Origin of the sequence: Sinorhizobium chiapasense, from assembly GCF_045277575.1 — a bacterium.
GTDB lineage: Bacteria > Pseudomonadota > Alphaproteobacteria > Rhizobiales > Rhizobiaceae > Ensifer > Ensifer chiapasense_A.
On sequence record NZ_CP144205.1, the window covers coordinates 1,443,120 to 1,459,610 of the forward strand.

Annotated in this window: 17 protein-coding genes and 1 tRNA gene; 11 read left to right on the plus strand and 7 right to left on the minus strand. The window is 61.3% G+C overall.

Features of this window, described 5'->3' with window-relative positions:
- The first annotated feature begins 29 nt into the window (after window positions 1-29).
- Window positions 30-356: a hypothetical protein gene (locus QM996_RS07040; protein WP_500270268.1), complete on the plus strand. Its 327-nt coding sequence runs from the start codon at window positions 30-32 to the stop codon at window positions 354-356.
- A 93-nt stretch (window positions 357-449) separates the two neighbouring features.
- Here the strand turns inward: QM996_RS07040 and lexA are convergent, their stop codons facing one another.
- The 3 genes from lexA to QM996_RS07055 form a co-directional block, all read right to left on the minus strand.
- Window positions 450-1,175, minus strand: coding sequence for a LexA family protein (gene lexA, locus QM996_RS07045; protein ID WP_500269816.1), 726 nt, complete (start codon window positions 1,173-1,175; stop codon window positions 450-452).
- A gap of 349 nt (window positions 1,176-1,524) precedes the next feature.
- Window positions 1,525-1,821 carry a hypothetical protein gene (locus QM996_RS07050; protein ID WP_500269817.1) on the minus strand — a complete coding sequence of 99 codons (297 nt, stop codon included), beginning with the start codon at window positions 1,819-1,821 and terminating at the stop codon, window positions 1,525-1,527.
- A gap of 257 nt (window positions 1,822-2,078) precedes the next feature.
- Window positions 2,079-2,168 (minus strand) — tRNA-Ser (locus tag QM996_RS07055).
- A gap of 314 nt (window positions 2,169-2,482) precedes the next feature.
- Here QM996_RS07055 and QM996_RS07060 point away from each other — a divergent pair.
- From QM996_RS07060 to QM996_RS07075, 4 genes are all read left to right on the plus strand, one after another.
- On the plus strand, window positions 2,483-3,517 hold the full coding sequence (locus QM996_RS07060; protein ID WP_500269818.1) for a septal ring lytic transglycosylase RlpA family protein: 1,035 nt from the start codon (window positions 2,483-2,485) through the stop codon (window positions 3,515-3,517).
- Between the two features lie 63 nt (window positions 3,518-3,580).
- Window positions 3,581-4,741 (plus strand): D-alanyl-D-alanine carboxypeptidase family protein, encoded by a 1,161-nt coding sequence (locus QM996_RS07065; RefSeq protein WP_500269819.1) that lies wholly within the window; start codon window positions 3,581-3,583, stop codon window positions 4,739-4,741.
- A 215-nt stretch (window positions 4,742-4,956) separates the two neighbouring features.
- Window positions 4,957-5,640, plus strand: coding sequence for a dTMP kinase (gene tmk / locus QM996_RS07070; RefSeq protein ID WP_500269820.1), 684 nt, complete (start codon window positions 4,957-4,959; stop codon window positions 5,638-5,640).
- Window positions 5,637-6,668: a DNA polymerase III subunit delta' gene (locus tag QM996_RS07075; protein ID WP_500269821.1), complete on the plus strand. Its 1,032-nt coding sequence runs from the start codon at window positions 5,637-5,639 to the stop codon at window positions 6,666-6,668. Before tmk ends, QM996_RS07075 begins: the two co-directional genes overlap by 4 nt.
- Here the strand turns inward: QM996_RS07075 and QM996_RS07080 are convergent.
- Window positions 6,663-6,968, minus strand: coding sequence for a nucleoside triphosphate pyrophosphohydrolase family protein (locus tag QM996_RS07080; protein WP_500269822.1), 306 nt, complete (start codon window positions 6,966-6,968; stop codon window positions 6,663-6,665). The genes QM996_RS07075 and QM996_RS07080 overlap by 6 nt on opposite strands.
- A gap of 178 nt (window positions 6,969-7,146) precedes the next feature.
- Here QM996_RS07080 and metG point away from each other — a divergent pair, with 178 nt between their 5' ends.
- From metG to QM996_RS07095, 3 genes are read left to right on the plus strand one after another with little or no spacing between them, the layout of a single operon-like run.
- Window positions 7,147-8,700, plus strand: a complete 1,554-nt coding sequence (gene metG, locus QM996_RS07085; protein WP_500269823.1) for a methionine--tRNA ligase — start codon at window positions 7,147-7,149, stop codon at window positions 8,698-8,700.
- A 12-nt stretch (window positions 8,701-8,712) separates the two neighbouring features.
- On the plus strand, window positions 8,713-9,492 hold the full coding sequence (locus QM996_RS07090) for a TatD family hydrolase (protein WP_500269824.1): 780 nt from the start codon (window positions 8,713-8,715) through the stop codon (window positions 9,490-9,492).
- A 1-nt stretch (window position 9,493) separates the two neighbouring features.
- Entirely contained in the window at window positions 9,494-10,333 is an 840-nt protein-coding gene (locus tag QM996_RS07095) for an MBL fold metallo-hydrolase (protein WP_500269825.1), read from the plus strand.
- 32 nt (window positions 10,334-10,365) lie between these two features.
- Here QM996_RS07095 and QM996_RS07100 read toward each other — a convergent pair whose 3' ends face one another.
- Complete coding sequence (locus QM996_RS07100) at window positions 10,366-11,313, minus strand: phosphoribosylaminoimidazolesuccinocarboxamide synthase (protein WP_500270269.1); 948 nt, start codon at window positions 11,311-11,313, stop codon at window positions 10,366-10,368.
- A 241-nt stretch (window positions 11,314-11,554) separates the two neighbouring features.
- Between QM996_RS07100 and QM996_RS07105 the strand changes: the two genes are divergently transcribed.
- The 3 genes from QM996_RS07105 (at window position 11,555) to QM996_RS07115 (ending at window position 14,233) form a co-directional block, all read left to right on the plus strand.
- On the plus strand, window positions 11,555-12,928 hold the full coding sequence (locus QM996_RS07105; protein WP_500269826.1) for an ISNCY family transposase: 1,374 nt from the start codon (window positions 11,555-11,557) through the stop codon (window positions 12,926-12,928).
- Window positions 12,929-13,248: 320 nt separating this feature from the next.
- Complete coding sequence (locus QM996_RS07110) at window positions 13,249-13,506, plus strand: hypothetical protein (protein WP_500269827.1); 258 nt, start codon at window positions 13,249-13,251, stop codon at window positions 13,504-13,506.
- 304 nt (window positions 13,507-13,810) lie between these two features.
- A complete protein-coding gene (locus QM996_RS07115; RefSeq protein ID WP_500269828.1) occupies window positions 13,811-14,233 on the plus strand; it encodes a DUF4864 domain-containing protein in 423 nt (140 codons plus the stop codon).
- 13 nt (window positions 14,234-14,246) lie between these two features.
- Here QM996_RS07115 and tgt read toward each other — a convergent pair whose 3' ends face one another.
- Together tgt and queA are read right to left on the minus strand one after the other, a co-directional pair.
- Window positions 14,247-15,377 carry a tRNA guanosine(34) transglycosylase Tgt gene (gene tgt, locus QM996_RS07120; RefSeq protein WP_500269829.1) on the minus strand — a complete coding sequence of 377 codons (1,131 nt, stop codon included), beginning with the start codon at window positions 15,375-15,377 and terminating at the stop codon, window positions 14,247-14,249.
- A complete protein-coding gene (queA, locus tag QM996_RS07125) occupies window positions 15,378-16,460 on the minus strand; it encodes an S-adenosylmethionine:tRNA ribosyltransferase-isomerase (protein ID WP_500269830.1) in 1,083 nt (360 codons plus the stop codon).
- Between the last annotated feature and the right edge of the window lie 31 nt (window positions 16,461-16,491).

Here is a 16,491-nt window from a genome sequence, read left to right on the forward strand (position 1 = left end):
ATCAAACGGAGGCAATGGCATATATGAAAGTGAAACTTGTCCTGACGGGACTGGTCCTCTTTGCTGCGACCACTTTCGACGCGCGGGCAGAGGACCTGGTTTTCAAACTGAAAAACAACACCAGCGCGGTGCTGACGAACTTCTACACGTCGCCCGTAGGCGTCAACGAGTGGGAGGACGATGTTTTCGGCCGGCAGGTGCTGAACCCCGGAGAAGACATGGAGATCACCATCGCCGACGGCCGGGATGTCTGCAGGTACGACATGCGCTTCGAGTTCGAGGAAGGCTCTGGCCTCGATACGACCGAAGATACCCAGGACCTCTGCGAACTCGGCGAATACACGATCCACGAATAAGTGGCGCGACGTCAGGTCGCCGCGAACAGACAAAGGGCCTCGCCGCTGCTTACAGCGGCGAGGCCCTGTCAAACGCCAGATCTTGTCCGGAGGTCAGTGGTAGCGGCGGATCAGTCCGACGAGCTTGCCCTGGATCTTCACCCGATCGGGCCCGAAAATCCGTGTCTCGTAGGCGGGATTCGCGGCTTCGAGCGCAATCGATGCGCCCTTGCGCCGGAAGCGCTTCAGCGTCGCTTCCTCATCGTCCACGAGCGCCACGATAATATCGCCGGGATTGGCCGTGTTGCTATTGCGGATGATCACCGTGTCGCCGTCGAAGATGCCGGCTTCGATCATCGAGTCGCCCTTGACTTCGAGGGCGTAGTGTTCGCCGTTGCCAATCATGTCGAGCGGAACGGTGATGTCATGCGTGTTGTTCTGGATGGCCGAGATCGGCACACCGGCAGCGATGCGGCCCATAACCGGCACGGAAACCGAAGTGTTTTCGGCCACGGGCGCCGGCTTCGGCAGCGCGGCAGGGGGAGGTGCAGCCGGTTTGCCGAGGCTTCCCTCGATCACGCTCGGCGAGAAGCCGCGCCGCGGCTGCTGCTGGCTGGATGCGTAGGCTTCCGGAAGCTTGATGACCTCGAGCGCACGGGCCCGGTTCGGCAGACGGCGAATGAACCCGCGTTCTTCGAGCGCCGTGATCAAGCGGTGAATGCCGGATTTCGACGCCAGGTCGAGCGCATCCTTCATTTCATCAAATGACGGCGGGACGCCCGACTCCTTCATGCGTTCGTGAATGAACAGAAGCAATTCCTGTTGCTTGCGGGTCAGCATGGCACGTCGCTCCAGAGGCGTGAAACAAATCAAGAACAGACACTATCTGTTCCATATGTGTTCTGCAAGTGCCTAAAATTCCGTGAATTCAGGCAATTGGTGCGTCTGCGCCTGTCAATCGGTCACTTTTGCGGGAGCAAGGCGGGTTTGGGCGATGAATACGCGCGAAATAGGGTCTGCGACGTGGCAACCTGGCGGGACCGTGAGGTTGATTCGAACGATTCGTGAGCGTTTTTGTGGAGCAGGCCAGGTGATCCTGCGTTCAAGTGGAATCGCTGGGAGCGGAAAGATGCTCCGGAAACAAGCGTGCCAGGGCGACCTCGGTGCGTTCATCGGAACGCACGGCGCTTTAGGCCGGCTGCGTGGTGGAGCAGGCGTCTTCGAATTCCTTCACCGTCTCGGGGGTGTTGTCTTCGGGAAGCACGGCGTCCGCCGCATCGGTCGCAACAGGCGTGTCGCCATCATACACGAACGACTGGATGTAGAACGCAATCGCGCCCTTCCACACTTTGCGTCCGTCGATCTGATGGCAAGGAACGGCGGTTTCGAAATCCGTCTGCAGTTCGTCAACCGTGGCGGCGCTGAGCTTGACATCGGGCATATTGGGCGATGCGACTATCGAAGCGAGGAGCAGGGCGGCAAGCACGGTGATCGTCCACTTTGATGCAAGGGTGGGACTACGGGGCGGTTAACGATGTGAACCGCGCTTTCGTTCCGAAGTCCAGCAAGCCTGGCGGTCACGCTGACGTGTTCAACAGCTCTTTGAGTGCAAGCTGTGACTGTTTTACGTCACGCGCCCCCAGAAAGGCGGAGAACGGGAGCTACGGTTTTGCGGCAGCGGTGCTCGCTGAAGTAAGGTGCTTTGATAACCGCGCCGACGTCAGCGTATTTCCGAGAGGTCAATGGCGGACAGGGTGGGATTCGAACCCACGGTACGGTTTCCCGTACGCTGGTTTTCAAGACCAGAGCCTTAAACCACTCGGCCACCTGTCCTTGCCTGAAGTCGGCAGCTAACGGCCTACCGGGCACGGCGTTATTGCGCGAAGCCCTGTTGCTTTGCAAGATTTAACATGCATCGCCGAAAGATTTTCTCGGTGATAGTGCTTGAGAGCGCAGGCCTGCTCCGCCGGTAACCATCTGTAAACCATAACGCATGAAATCCGGCGCTGATCTGTGGATGAGTTCGCATTTTTGCCTTGTTGCTGTCATGTTTGATCGACTGTTCCGTTTCGGGACGCCGAGATTTCCGCTGGGGGCATGAGCGGAAGGTTTCGAGTACGGCTTATTCGATCGATGTTGTGGGACAGATGACATCCAGTAAAAATGCGGCATATCTGGTCAAGGGACTGCGCCTTGCGGCGGTCCCCATGCTGTGCGTAACGCTTGCGGCCTGCGGATCCACGTCGAGCATCAAGAAGTCCAAGTCGCGCAGCAAGGAATACTTCGCCGAATCCGTTTATGGCGTGAAGGCGAGCCCGCGCGTTGCGACTGGAAACAATATCCCCAAGGGCGGCGGACGTTACCAGGTCGGCAAGGCCTATCAGGTCAAGGGCAGGTGGTATCAGCCGAAGGAGGACTTCGGCTACAACAAGACCGGTGTCGCTTCCTGGTACGGCTCGGCATTTCACGGCCGCCTGACTGCCAACGGCGAGGTCTACGACAAGGCGCATCTGTCGGCCGCCCATCCGACGTTCCCGCTGCCGAGCTATGCGCGCGTCACCAATATGGAAAATGGCGCGTCGGTGATCGTGCGCGTCAACGACCGTGGCCCCTATGAATATGGCCGCATCATCGACGTTTCCTCGAAGACCGCCGATATGCTCGACATCAAGCGCAAGGGCAGCGCGCAGGTGCGCGTACAATATGTCGGCCGCGCGCCGCTCGAAGGTAACGACATGCCCTATCTGATGGCTTCTTATGTCCAGAAAGGCGAACGTGGCCCGAGCGTGATGCCGGAAGGCCAGATCGCAACCGGCGTGATGGTTGCTTCGAACGAGCCGTTCCGCAATCAGAGCCTCGGCACGCTCACCGTTCCCGCAAAGGCATCGCTTGATGTCAGCGAACCGGTGACGGCGCTCGCCGCGCCCGTGCCGCAGTTCGCCCAGCCAGAGTCGCTCAACGAATTCGTGATGCTGCCGGAGATCGGCCCGATCCCGCGCGAGCGTCCTGAATTCATCCCGATGCCCGACGGCAACATGGCCTATGCGGCTGCCTACTACGAAGTTCGCGTCAGCGACGCCGAATCGCCGTTTGAAGCGATCATGGTCGACAAGAAGCAGCTTACCCCCCAGGTGATTGTCGATTACGCGAAGCGCCAGAAGTTCAGCAGTTCCGTCCGATAACCGCTGGCGGCGTTGTGCCAAAATGACCACGCTGCTATGGCCAAGGGGAAACCGGAGTTTCCCATGCGCATGAAGATGTTTTCGGCGGTGTTTTTCGGCGTTGCATTGTTTGCTGGTGCCGTACTCGCGCAGACACCGGCGCCTGCCTTCGACACCAAGGCAAAGCAGATCCTGCTGGTCGATGCCGAAACCGGCACCGTGCTTTTCTCGCGCGCCGAAAACCAGCCGATCCCGCCCGCATCTCTCGCCAAGCTGATGACCATGGAGGTCGTGGCCGAGGCACTCGGCAAGGGCGAGCTTTCCCCCGAAACCACCTTCGACGTGTCCGAACACGCTTGGCGTACCGGTGGCGCCCCGGCCGGCACTTCGACGATGTTTGCGGCGTTAAAATCCCGAATCCGTGTCGCCGACCTCCTGCAGGGTGTCGCGGTGCAGCTCGCCAATGATGCCTGCATCATCCTTGCCGAAGGCATGACCGGCAACGAGGGCGCCTTTGCCGAGCGCATGACGGCGCGCGCTCGCGAGCTCGGCATGCCGATTGCGACGTTCCGCAATGCCACGGGGCTGCCTGATCCGGGCAACCAGATCACGATGAGCGAACTGGTAACGCTCATTCGACATCTCCATGAGGCCCATCCGGATCTCTACCGGCTCTATTCGCAGCCGGAGTTTGAGTGGAACAAGATCCTGCAACGCAACAAGAACCCGCTGATCTCGGCCAATATCGGTGTGGACGGCCTGGCGACCGGTTTTGCCGAAGGCTTCGGCTTCTCGCTCGCCGCCTCGCTGCAGCGCGGCGATCGCCGCGTCTATCTCGCCATGGGCGGCCTCGAAACCGACAAGGAGCGCATCGAGGAGAGCCGCAAGGTACTCGATTGGGCAATGACCGCCTTCGAGAAGAAGCGGATTTTTGCCTACGGGGAAGCGATCGGCGAAGCGGCCGTCTATGGCGGCGATGCGTCTCACGTCCCCCTGGTGGCCGGCGGTCCCGTCGACCTGCTGTTGCCGGTCGACAACCCGGAACGGCTGACGGCACGGATCGTCTACAAGTGGCCCTTGCGTGCACCGGTGACGGCTGGAACGGAGGTCGGCGTCGTCAAATTGTGGAATGGCGAGAAACTGCTGCGCGAAGTGCCGGTCAAGACCGCCAACGCCGTGGGGCAGGGCACGTTGACCAGTCGCGCTCTCGATGCGCTGCAGGAGCTGCTGTTCTTCTGGATTTAGTCGCCCTATTTGCGCGAGGTTGTTTCCGCCAATTCATCGCCGCCTGACGGTTTCGCACCGCGGACCAATCGGCTAAACAGGGCCGGAGCGGGATGATGAACGGCGTGTGCGGTTTTCCGCCCGCATCCCGGTCTAACTTATGAGAGCCGGTCATGATGAGTGGGTCGAGTCGACCTAATCATCATGACCGGGGTCGCATGCCGATATGGGAAAGCATGGTGTCGCTGAAAAAAGGTCTGTTCGTAACATTCGAGGGCGGGGAGGGTGCCGGCAAGTCGACGCAGCTCCGCCTCCTGGCCGAGTCCCTGCGCGCCCGCGGCTACGAGGTGCTGACGACGCGCGAGCCTGGGGGATCGCCCGGCGCCGAAGCGGTCCGCCACGTGCTGCTTTCGGGGGCGGCGGAGGCCTTCGGGGTTAAGATGGAAGCGATTCTCTTTGCCGCGGCCCGCAGCGACCACGTCGAAGAGGTCATCCGCCCGGCGCTCGAAAAGGGCACGATCGTGCTTTGCGACCGGTTCATGGATTCCTCGCGCGTCTACCAAGGCATCACCGGCAATCTCGAGCAAAGCTTCGTCGAGAGCCTGGAGCGTGTGGCGATCAACGGCGTCGTGCCGGATCTGACCGTGATTTTCGATCTGCCGGCCAGCATCGGCCTCGAGCGGGCGCAGCGCCGCGCCGGCGACGATAATCCCGACCGCTTCGAAAAGGAGCAACTGGAGACCCACGAAAAACGGCGGGAGGCCTTTCTCGATATCGCCAGGCGCGATTCCGAGCGATGCCGGGTGGTCGACGCGACGCAGCCCGTCGAAGCCATCGCCGCCGAGGTGCTCTCGCTTGTGGAGTCCTTGCTACCGCACGGTAACGGCGCCGACGCCGCGACCGAGGAAGTCGTGTCATGAGCGCGGAAAGAGCCGGCGTCCTGGATGGCGCCATCGCGCCCGCCGAGAACAATCGGCTGTTCGGCCACGAACAGGCGGAAAGCTTCCTGGCGCAGAGCTATCGCTCCGGCAAGGGGCACCACGCGATCCTGATCGAAGGGCCGGAGGGGATCGGCAAGGCGACGCTTGCCTTCCGCTTTGCGCACCACATTCTCAAACATCCCGAACCCGCTGAAGCGCCTGACGCGCTTTCCGATCCCGATCCGTCTTCCGCCATCGGGAGGCAGTTTGCTTCGGGCGCCTCGCACAATCTGCTGCACCTGACGCGACCGATCGATGAAAAGACGGGCAGGGCGAAGGGCGCGATCACGGTCGACGAGGTTCGGCGGGCCGGCAAGTTCTTCAGCCAGACGTCTGGTACGGGTAACTGGCGCATCGTCATCATCGACCCCGCCGACGACCTCAACCGCAATGCTGCCAATGCCATCCTGAAGATCCTCGAGGAGCCGCCGCGCCGCTCGCTCTTCCTGGTGCTGACGCATGCGCCTGGAAAATTGTTGCCGACGATCCGCTCGCGCTGCCTGCCGCTACGGCTGAAGCCGCTCGACGCCGCGCCGCTCCGTCAGGCACTGGCTCATCTCGGTTTCGATATCGAGGGCGAAAATGCCGAGCGCATCGTCGCGGCGGCCAATGGCAGCGTCGCCGAAGCGCTGAAGCTCATCAATTATGGTGGGCTGGAGATCGCCGCGACCTTCGATGGGATCCTCGCAGGGCAGGGCCCGGCGGTCCGCAAGGACATGCACAAGCTGGCGGACGTGCTTTCGGGCAAGGACAGCGAAACGATCTTCGAGTTTTTCCAGGCACTCGCCAGCGACCGCATCATGCGCGACGCGCGAGAGGCCGCGATTGCCGGAGACATCATGCGCGCCGAGCGCTTCGCGCGGCTATCGGCCTCCGTGAGCGAGCGCCTGACCGTCAGCGACGCCTACAATCTCGACCGCAAGCAAACCATCCTGTCGCTGCTCGACGACATGAAGGCGGCACTATAGCGTTGCCTGGAAGCGCCATTTGCGCTCGATTGCCGCCGGCAGGTCGAGCTTATGATGGTGAGCGAAAAGCAGGACATGCCCGAGCAGGTCAGCGGTCTCGTCAGCCATCAGCGCCGTGAGTTCCTCCGCTGATTTGCCGTGACGCCGGCCACGACCGCTGAGCTTGTTCCACACCTGGGTCAACTCCCCAAGTTCCTCCTGCATCTTCAGGATGAACCAGTCGGCATCGCGCTCGATCCCGTGCGCGCCGGCATAGCCGGCGGAGGCGGTTTCAAATTGGCTGCCAAGTCGCTCCAGCATGACTCACCCTCTTCCTTTTGTTTCTGTTTTGTTCTAGTTCGTGCGTGCAGATTGCGCAAGGTTGACGGCATCGGCGGCGATCTCTCCGGCGGGCCTTTTCACGGATCGCATGTTTCTTCCTTTAAGCGTATGCGCTAAGAGCGTGCGTAGCTTAATCCGAGATAGATTGAATCCGCCTATGAGAGACACGTCCCCTTTCTACATCACCACCGCGATTTCCTACCCGAACGGCCGGCCGCATATCGGCCATGCCTATGAGTTGATCGCGACCGATGCCATGGCGCGCTACCAGCGCCTCGACGGACGTGACGTGTTCTTCCTGACCGGTACGGACGAGCACGGCCAGAAGATGCAACAGACGGCGCGCAAGGAAGGCGTGACGCCGCAGGAGCTGGCCGACCGCAACTCCGCGGAATTTCAGAAGATGGCGGTGCTTCTGAACGCGTCCAACGACGACTTCATCCGCACGACCGAGAAGCGCCACCACGAGGCGTCGCAGGCGATCTGGATCCGCATGGGCGAGGCGGGCGATCTCTACAAGGATTCCTACGCCGGCTGGTATTCGGTACGCGACGAAGCCTACTACCAGGAGAACGAGACCGAACTGCGCGACGATGGCGTCCGCTACGGCCCGCAGGGAACGCCGGTCGAATGGGTCGAGGAGCAGAGCTACTTCTTCCGCCTCTCCGCCTATCAGGAGAAGCTCCTGAAGCATTACGAGGAAAACCCTGATTTCATCGGTCCGGCCGAGCGTCGCAATGAAGTGATTTCCTTCGTGAAATCGGGTCTCAAGGACCTCTCGGTTTCGCGCACGACCTTCGACTGGGGCATCAAGGTTCCGAACGACCCGGCGCATGTGATGTATGTCTGGGTCGACGCGCTGACCAACTACCTCACCGCCACTGGCTATCTCGATGATCCCAAGGGGCCGCGCGCCAAGTTCTGGCCGGCGAATATCCATGTGATCGGCAAGGATATCATCCGCTTCCACGCGGTCTACTGGCCGGCGTTCCTGATGTCGGCCGGCCTATCGCTGCCGAAGCGCGTTTTCGCCCACGGCTTCCTGCTCAACAAGGGCGAGAAGATGTCGAAGTCGCTCGGCAACGTCGTCGATCCGTTCAATCTCGTCGAGCATTTCGGCCTCGACCAGATCCGCTACTTCTTTCTGCGTGAAGTCTCCTTCGGTCAGGACGGCAGCTACAGCGAGGAGGGGATCGCCACCCGCATCAACTCCGACCTCGCCAACGGTATCGGCAACCTGGCGAGCCGCTCGCTGTCGATGATCGTCAAGAACTGCGACGGCCAGATCCCGGTCTGCGGTACCTTGACCGACGAGGACAAGGCGATGCTGGCGGCCGCCGACGCGCTGCTGGAAACGACGCGCGACGAGATGGGCAAGCAGATGATCCACCGGGCATTGGCGGCGATCATCGCCGTCGTCTCGGAGACGGACCGATATTTCGCCGGCCAGGAGCCCTGGGCGCTGAAGAAGACCGATCCGGCGCGCATGGGAACCGTGCTTTATGTCACCGCCGAAGTCGTACGCCAGATCGCCATCCTGCTGCAGCCGTTCATGCCGGAATCGTCGGCAAAGCTGCTCGATCTCGTCTCCGCTCCGGCAGACAAGCGCGACTTCGCAGCACTCGGCGAGGCGGGACGCCTTGTCTCGGGTACACCGCTAGAGGCACCGAAGCCGGTCTTCCCGCGCTATGTTGCACCGGAAGCGCAATAAGGCACTTTGAGCATGCTGATCGATACGCATTGCCATCTGGATTTCCCCGACTTCGAAGCGGAGCGTGATGCCATTGTCGCGCGGGCGCACGAGGCCGGTGTCGAGCAGATGATCACGATCTCGACCCGCGTGAAGCGGTTCGAGACGATCCTTTCGATTGCCGAATCCTATCCGAACGTTTTCTGTTCCGTCGGCACCCATCCGCACAATGCGGATGAGGAACTGGACATCACGACCGAAGACCTTGTCCGGCTATCGGCACATCCGAAGGTGGTTGCGATCGGCGAGGCGGGTCTCGACTACTTCTACGACAACGCGCCGCGCGATGCCCAGGCAGAGGGCCTGCGCCGTCATATCGCCGCAGCGCGCGAGACCGGTCTGCCGCTCGTCATTCACAGCCGTTCGGCCGACGAGGACATGGCGGCGATCCTGACCGAGGAAACCGGGAAGGGGGCCTTCCCTTTCCTTCTGCACTGCTTCTCGTCCGGTCCTGACCTCGCCCGTATCGGCGTCGAACTCGGCGGCTACGTGTCCTTCTCGGGAATCCTGACTTTTCCGAAATCCGAAGAGCTGCGCGAGATCGCCAAGACCGTGCCGCACGACCGGATGATCGTCGAGACCGACGCGCCTTATCTCGCGCCGAAGCCGTTCCGCGGCAAGCGCAACGAGCCGGCCTATGTCGCCCATACGGCTGCCGTGCTCGCCGAAACGATTGGTGTGAGCAAGGAGGAGATCGCAACGATCACCACGGAAAACGCCTTTCGCATCTTCTCCAAGATGCCGAGGATCTGACATGGCGTTCCGGCGCGCCTTCACCATTCTCGGCTGCGGCTCGTCGCCGGGCGTGCCGCGCATTACCGGTGACTGGGGCGCCTGCAATCCTGAAAACCCAAAGAACCGGCGCATGCGCGCGGCTTTGCTGGTTGAACAAACCGCGCCCGATGGCGGCAAGACGACCGTCGTCATCGACACCGGGCCGGATTTTCGTGCGCAGATGGTTGCAGCAGCGGTGCGCCACATCGATGCGGTGCTCTATACCCACGCCCATGCCGATCACTTGCACGGCATCGACGACCTGCGCGGTTACGTCATTGAAAACCGGAGAAGGGTGCCAATCTGGGCCGATGCCTACACCATGGGGCGAATCCGCGAAGGCTTCGGTTATTGCCTGCAATCACCTCCCGGCAGCGGTTACCCGCCGATTGTCGAGCCACGGATCATTCCCGACGATCTATCGCCCATCGTGATCACCGGCGCCGGCGGGCCGATCCCGTTCCGGCCGCTGATGCAGTTTCACGGTAATATCCATTCGCTGGGGTTCCGTATCGGCGATTTCGCCTATTGCAGCGATGTCAGTGATTTTCCTGCCGAAACCATCGCCAAGCTCGACGGTCTCGATCTCCTGGTCATCGATACGCTGCAGTACAAGTTCCACCCGAGCCACCTGTCGCTGGTGCAGTCGCTCGGCTGGATCGCTAAGCTGCAGCCAAAGCGGGCGGTACTGACACACATGCACGTGCCGCTGGATTACGACACGGTTCAGGGCGAAACGCCCGACCACATCGAGCCGGCCTACGACATGATGCGGCTCGAGTTCGACGTCGACGATCCGGCACCCGCCGATAATGGGTAGATTAGATTAGAATCACTCTCTAATATGCGGATTCATTTGGAAAAATAGGGTGCGAGATTGGAGCGGATGCGCTCCAGTACCGTAGCGCCTGATAGGTCCGGAACGAAGCGCTGGCCGGTGATCTTCTCGAAAGCCTCGATATAAACCGCCGAGGTCTGCTCGATGAGGTCGACGGGAATTTCCGGAATCGGATCCTTGTAGGGATCGCAGCGCGCGGTGACCCAGGCGCGCACGAAATCCTTGTCGAAGCTTTTCGGGCGTTCACCGTGTTCGAAGCTCTGCTGGTAGCTGTCGGCAATCCAGTAGCGGCTGCTATCGGGCGTGTGGATCTCATCGGCGAGAATGATCGTGCCGTTCTCGTCGGTTCCGAACTCGTATTTGGTGTCGACGAGGATCAGGCCGCGCTCGGCGGCGCGCTGCTGGCCACGGGCAAACAGAGCCAGCGCATATTGCCAGACCGTATCCAGTTGTTCTTTCGTCAGCAGTCCTTGCTCGAGGATCGCTTCGGCCGAGAGCGGCTCGTCGTGACCGCCGTCGAAAGCCTTGCTGGTGGGCGTAATGATCGGCTGCGGCAGCTTCTCGTTGTCGCGCATGCCGTCCGGCAAGGTGATGCCGTACATCTCACGTTCGCCGTTGCGGTACTTCGTCAGGATCGAGGTGCTCGTGGTCCCGGCAAGATAGCCGCGCACGACGACCTCGACCGGCAGGATGTCGAGCCGCTTGCCGATCACGACATTGGGGTCCGGATAGCTGACCACATGGTTCGGGCAGATGTCGGCCGTTTCCTTGAACCAGTAGCGCGCGGTCTGGGTCAAGACATGACCCTTGTGCGGAATGGAGGTCAGGATGACGTCGAAGGCGCTCAGCCGATCCGTGGCGATGATGATCCGGTTGCCGTCGGGCAGATCGTAATTTTCACGAACTTTGCCTTTGTAGCGGTTTGGCAGTTCCGGAATGAAAGCATCTGAAAGAACGCGCAATTCGCTCATCACATCTGGCCTTGAAAGAGGTGTCTGTCGCTGGAACGCTAAGCAGCCCGGAAAGGCCGGGTCAAGCTCGGCAAGGCAAGGAACAGTGCGCAATCCATGTTTTCCGGCATATACGTAAGTTCCATAATCTATCTTATGTGATCTTTGTATATAGCCGCAAAGTTAAAGTGTCCTGATCCTGCAAAGTTGGAATGTCACTCTCCCCGCGTTTTGATGACCTGGGAGATTGCGGATGGGATTGATTGCGATGAGCGAGCGTGATCTGCAGCGGATCGAGGTTTTGTCGAAAGTGACCGCCGGACGCATGACGCTGGTGTCGGCGGCGCGCGTGCTTGAGCTGAGCACGCGCCAGGTGCGTCGCTTGCTGGAGCGGATCAACACCGGCGGTGCGGCGTCGATCCGGCACAAGGCAATCGGCCGGCCCTCGAACAACAGGATCAACGACGGTGTCCGGGATTATGCAGTGACGCTCGTTCGCGAGCGTTATGCCGACTTCGGACCAACGTTGGCGGCCGAGAAGCTTGCGGAGCGTGATGGTCTGACGGTGTCGCGCGAGACCTTGCGCCAATGGATGTCGGAGGCCGGTCTGTGGCTGTCGCGCAAGCAGCGACGGACGTTTCATCAGCCGCGGTTGCGGCGCGAGGCCTACGGTGAACTGGTGCAAATCGATGGATCCGAGCATCGTTGGTTCGAGGATCGTGGTGACCCATGTTCATTGCTGGTGTTCATCGATGATGCGACCGGCAAGCTGATGCAGTTGCGGTTTGTACGCTCGGAAAGTGCGTTCAGCTATTTCGAGGCGCTGGAGCTCTATCTCAAGGCGCATGGTGCTCCAGTCGCCTTCTATTCCGACAAGCATTCGGTGTTCCGGGTTGCGAAGAAGGATGCCAAGGGCGGTCAGGGCATGACCCAGTTCGGGCGTGCACTTTGCGAGTTAAACATCGAGATTCTTTGCGCAAACTCGAGCCAAGCCAAGGGCCGGGTCGAGCGGATGAACCGGACGCTACAGGACCGGTTGATTAAGGATCTGCGCCTGGAGGGCATCTGCGGCATGGACGACGGCAACGCTTTCCTGCCTCGGTTCATGGAGCGCTATAACCGCCAGTTTGCCATTACCCCTGCCCGATCTGATGATCTGCATCGGCCGCTGAACCTTGCCCCGAATCGGCTGCGCGACGTGCTATGCAAACGTGAGCAGCGTTATGTCGGTGCCCAGTTGACGTTTTCGTTCGAGCGCCAGCGGATCATGCTGGAAGAGAACGAGGTGACGCGCGGGCTGGTCGGTCGCTATGTCGAGACCTACGCGCTTGCCGACGGCAGGCTGGATGTGCGCTGGAAGGGGCATTCCCTACCCTACCGGGTGTTCGACAAGGACCAGCGGGTGACGCATGCGGCGATCACCGAGAACAAAAGGCTCGGTGATGTCCTGGCCTACATCAAGGAACGTCAGGAGCAGCAGACGCAGCCGGCCGTGAAGACGAACAGCGAGAAGAATGGCTACGTTCGACGCGCGCGCGGCCCGGGACGTCGGAAGGATTTCATGAACGATCCTGCGGTCATTGCCCGGCGGCGACAGGCGCTCTCTGACCTCGATGCGGCGGAATGACCGGCTGCTTCAACTGTCCAAGCTAAAGCCGATGGGTGCGTCTCATCCGCCCCCTCCCTTCCCTTGCAACCCGGCCCAGCCGGTCCGGTCGGGGGCTTGCCGCAGCGCAAGTGGAGATGCCGGGTGTCGTATTTCTAAATGGCTGAAGACGTACCCAAAGTGACATTTCTACTTTGCGCCGGAACGGACATTTCAACCTGGCCGCCACATTGTATGTAGCCAGGGCGGATTTCATTTTCATATGCAACGGTCGTCGCCTCTTGGATGCCAGGCTGGCCAAACGTCAACACTCGGCGGAAGACCGGCGACGTGAAGCGTGGTTGAGACCATCACCGACTGAAGCGCTCGGCTTTGCCGCCGCCAATGTCGGCGAAGAGCGCACGACCTCACCTCAGCCGGAGCGCCTTTCCGGTATCGCCGAGCGTCTGCAGCAGGAAACCAAGCAGCGCTATCTGCCGTTGCGACTGAAATCGCCTGGCGCAGGCAGAGCACTGATCGGAACCTATTCGACCGGCGAGACGCCAACGCCAGCATGGCGCTCTATCTCTACGGAGCCACCCAAGCAGCGCGCGGCGTAGTGAGCCCAAGTGGCGGTTCGAGGCGACGTTCCAGCAAGTTCGAGCGAACGATACTGTTCGCCCTTGCATGTAGCGGGTCCGCTTCTAACTTGCCGTCGCTCGCCCGGCGTGATCAAATCCAACGCGCAAATAGCACTAACTTATGATATTTAAATAAATGTCTCTGTATTGCGAAATAAGATATTGAAATTAAATAGTTTATTCTATCCAATATGAGCTGGAGATCCGATATCGCTGCCGAAGCTGTCGTTTCCAAAGCGCGCGACTGTCCTATGCTCTTCAGCTCTGGCTATGGAGATCGGCGATGTTCAGGACCTTTGCCATTGCCCTCAGCCTGGCGGCCCAACTTGTCGCGGCGGGTGCCGCACGCGCCGAAGAGCCTGTCGATACGGCGCGATCAATCATACAGGAGCAGATCGCCGCCTTTCTGCGTGACGATGCGGAGGCCGCCTATTCCTTCGCCTCGCCCGAGATCCGCGGCAAGTTTCCCGACAAGTCCACCTTCTTCGACATGGTCAAGCGCGGCTATCAGCCGGTTTACCGGCCCGGCAATTTCGCCTTTGGCCGGTCGAAGGTCGTGGGCGATCAGGTTATCCAGGAGGTGCTGATCTCGGCCCCCGATGGCAAGGACTGGACGGCGATCTACCAGCTCGTGAAGCAGCCGGATGGCAGCTACAAGATCAATGCCGTGATGATGCTCCAGTCGGCGCCAGGGCCCGCGATCTGAGCGCTATCGCGCCTCATACCGGCGGCAGGTCCCCTCGCCGCCAGTTTTCCTGGGTTTCGGCCATGAAGTCGGCAAAACGCCCCTCGTCGATCGCCAAGCGAATGCCGGCCATGAGTTCCTGATAGTAGGCCAGGTTGTTCCAGCTCAGAAGCATGCCGCCGAGCGACTCGTTCGAACGGATCAGGTGATGCAGATAAGCGCGCGAATAGTCGCGCGTCGCTGGGCACGACGACTGCTCGTCGAGCGGGCGCATGTCTTCGGCGTGCCGCGCGTTGCGCAGGTTGATGCGGCCGTGGCGCGTGAAAGCGAGACCGTGGCGCCCGGAGCGGGTCGGCATCACGCAGTCGAACATGTCGATGCCTTCGGCCACCGACCGCAGGATATCGTCGGGCGTGCCTACACCCATCAGATAGCGCGGCTTGTCCACCGGCATGATTGGGCAGGTGATGTCGAGCATACGCAGCATCACCTCCTGCGGCTCGCCGACGGCGAGACCGCCGACGGCGTATCCCTTGAGGTCGAGGCCCTTGAGAGCCTCGGCCGAACGCTCGCGCAGCTTCGGGATATCGCCACCCTGCACGATGCCGAACATCGCTTTGCCCGGCTGGTCGCCGAAGGCGACCTTGCAGCGCTCGGCCCAGCGCAGCGACATTTCCATCGCGCGCTCGATTTCCTTGGGCTCGGCCGGCAGCGCCACGCACTCGTCGAGCTGCATCTGGATATCGCTGTCGAGCAGACCCTGGATCTCGATCGAGCGTTCCGGCGACATATGGAAGATTGCACCGTCGACATGGCTCTTGAAGGTGACGCCCTGCTCGTCGAGCTTGCGCAGGCCCGCAAGTGACATGACCTGGAAGCCGCCCGAATCGGTGAGGATCGGTCCCTGCCAGCGGATCAGCCCGTGCAGGCCGCCAAGCCGGGCGACGCGCTCGGCGCCGGGGCGCAGCATCAGGTGGTAGGTGTTGCCAAGAAGGATGTCGGCGCCGAGATCCTTCACCTGGTCGAGATACATCGCCTTGACCGTGCCGACCGTGCCGACAGGCATGAAAGCCGGCGTGCGGATCGTGCCGCGCGGCATGGAAACCTCGCCGCGGCGTGCCTTGCCGTCGGTTTTGTGGAGCTTGAACTGGAAGGTCTCGGTCATCTAGTCTTTCCGGAAAAGCAGGCTGGCATCGCCATAGGAATAGAAGCGGTAGCCGGTCTCGATCGCATGTGTGTAGGCCGCACGCATCGTCTCCAGGCCCGAGAAGGCCGAGACCAGCATGAACAGCGTCGATTTCGGCAGGTGGAAATTGGTCATCAGCATGTCGACGGCGCGGAAGCGATAGCCGGGCGTAATGAAGATGCCGGTTGGCCCGGACCACGGACTGATGACGCCGTCTTCGGAAGTCGCGCTCTCGATCAGCCGCAGCGAAGTCGTGCCGACGCAGACGATGCGCCCGCCCCTCGCCTTGACGGCATTGAGCCGTTCGGCGGTGCGGGCGTCGACATGGCCGATCTCCTGATGCATCACATGATCATCGGTGTCGTCCGCCTTGACCGGCAGGAACGTTCCCGCCCCGACGTGCAGCGTGACGAAGTGCCGTTCGATGCCGGCCTCGTCGAGCTTGGCGAAGAGACGGTCGGTGAAGTGCAACCCTGCCGTGGGCGCGGCAACGGCGCCTTCCTCCCGGGCATACATCGTCTGGTAGTCAGCGCGGTCTCGGGCGTCTTCGGCGCGCTTCGAGGCGATGTAGGGTGGCAAGGGAATGTGGCCGACCGCCATGATCGCCTCGTCGAGCGAGGGTCCCGAAAGGTCGAAGCGCAGCGTCACCTCGCCGGCATCGCCCTTCTCTTCCACGGTCGCGTCGAGCGTGCCGAGCATGCAGCTCGCGCCTTCATGGCCAAAGGCGATGCGGTCACCGACCTTCAGTCGCCGCGCCGGGCGGGCAAAGGCCTTCCAGCGATCGGGTGCCGTCCGCATGTGCAGGGTCAGCGAAACGGGCGTGGTGATCTCCTCGCCGCGGCGGCGAATGCCTTCCAATTGTGCCGGGATGACCTTGGTGTCGTTGAAGACCAGTGCGTCGCCTTCCCTGAGGAACGACGGCAGATCGAGCACGCCCTTGTCGGACAGAACTTCCGGGCCATCAGGGCGAACGACGAGCATGCGGGCGCTGTCGCGCGGGCTTGCGGGCCTAAGCGCAATCGAGGTTTCCGGAAGGTCGAAGTCGAACAGGTCTACGCGCATCGTTATCTTCAGACAAAAGCAAACCCGCCCC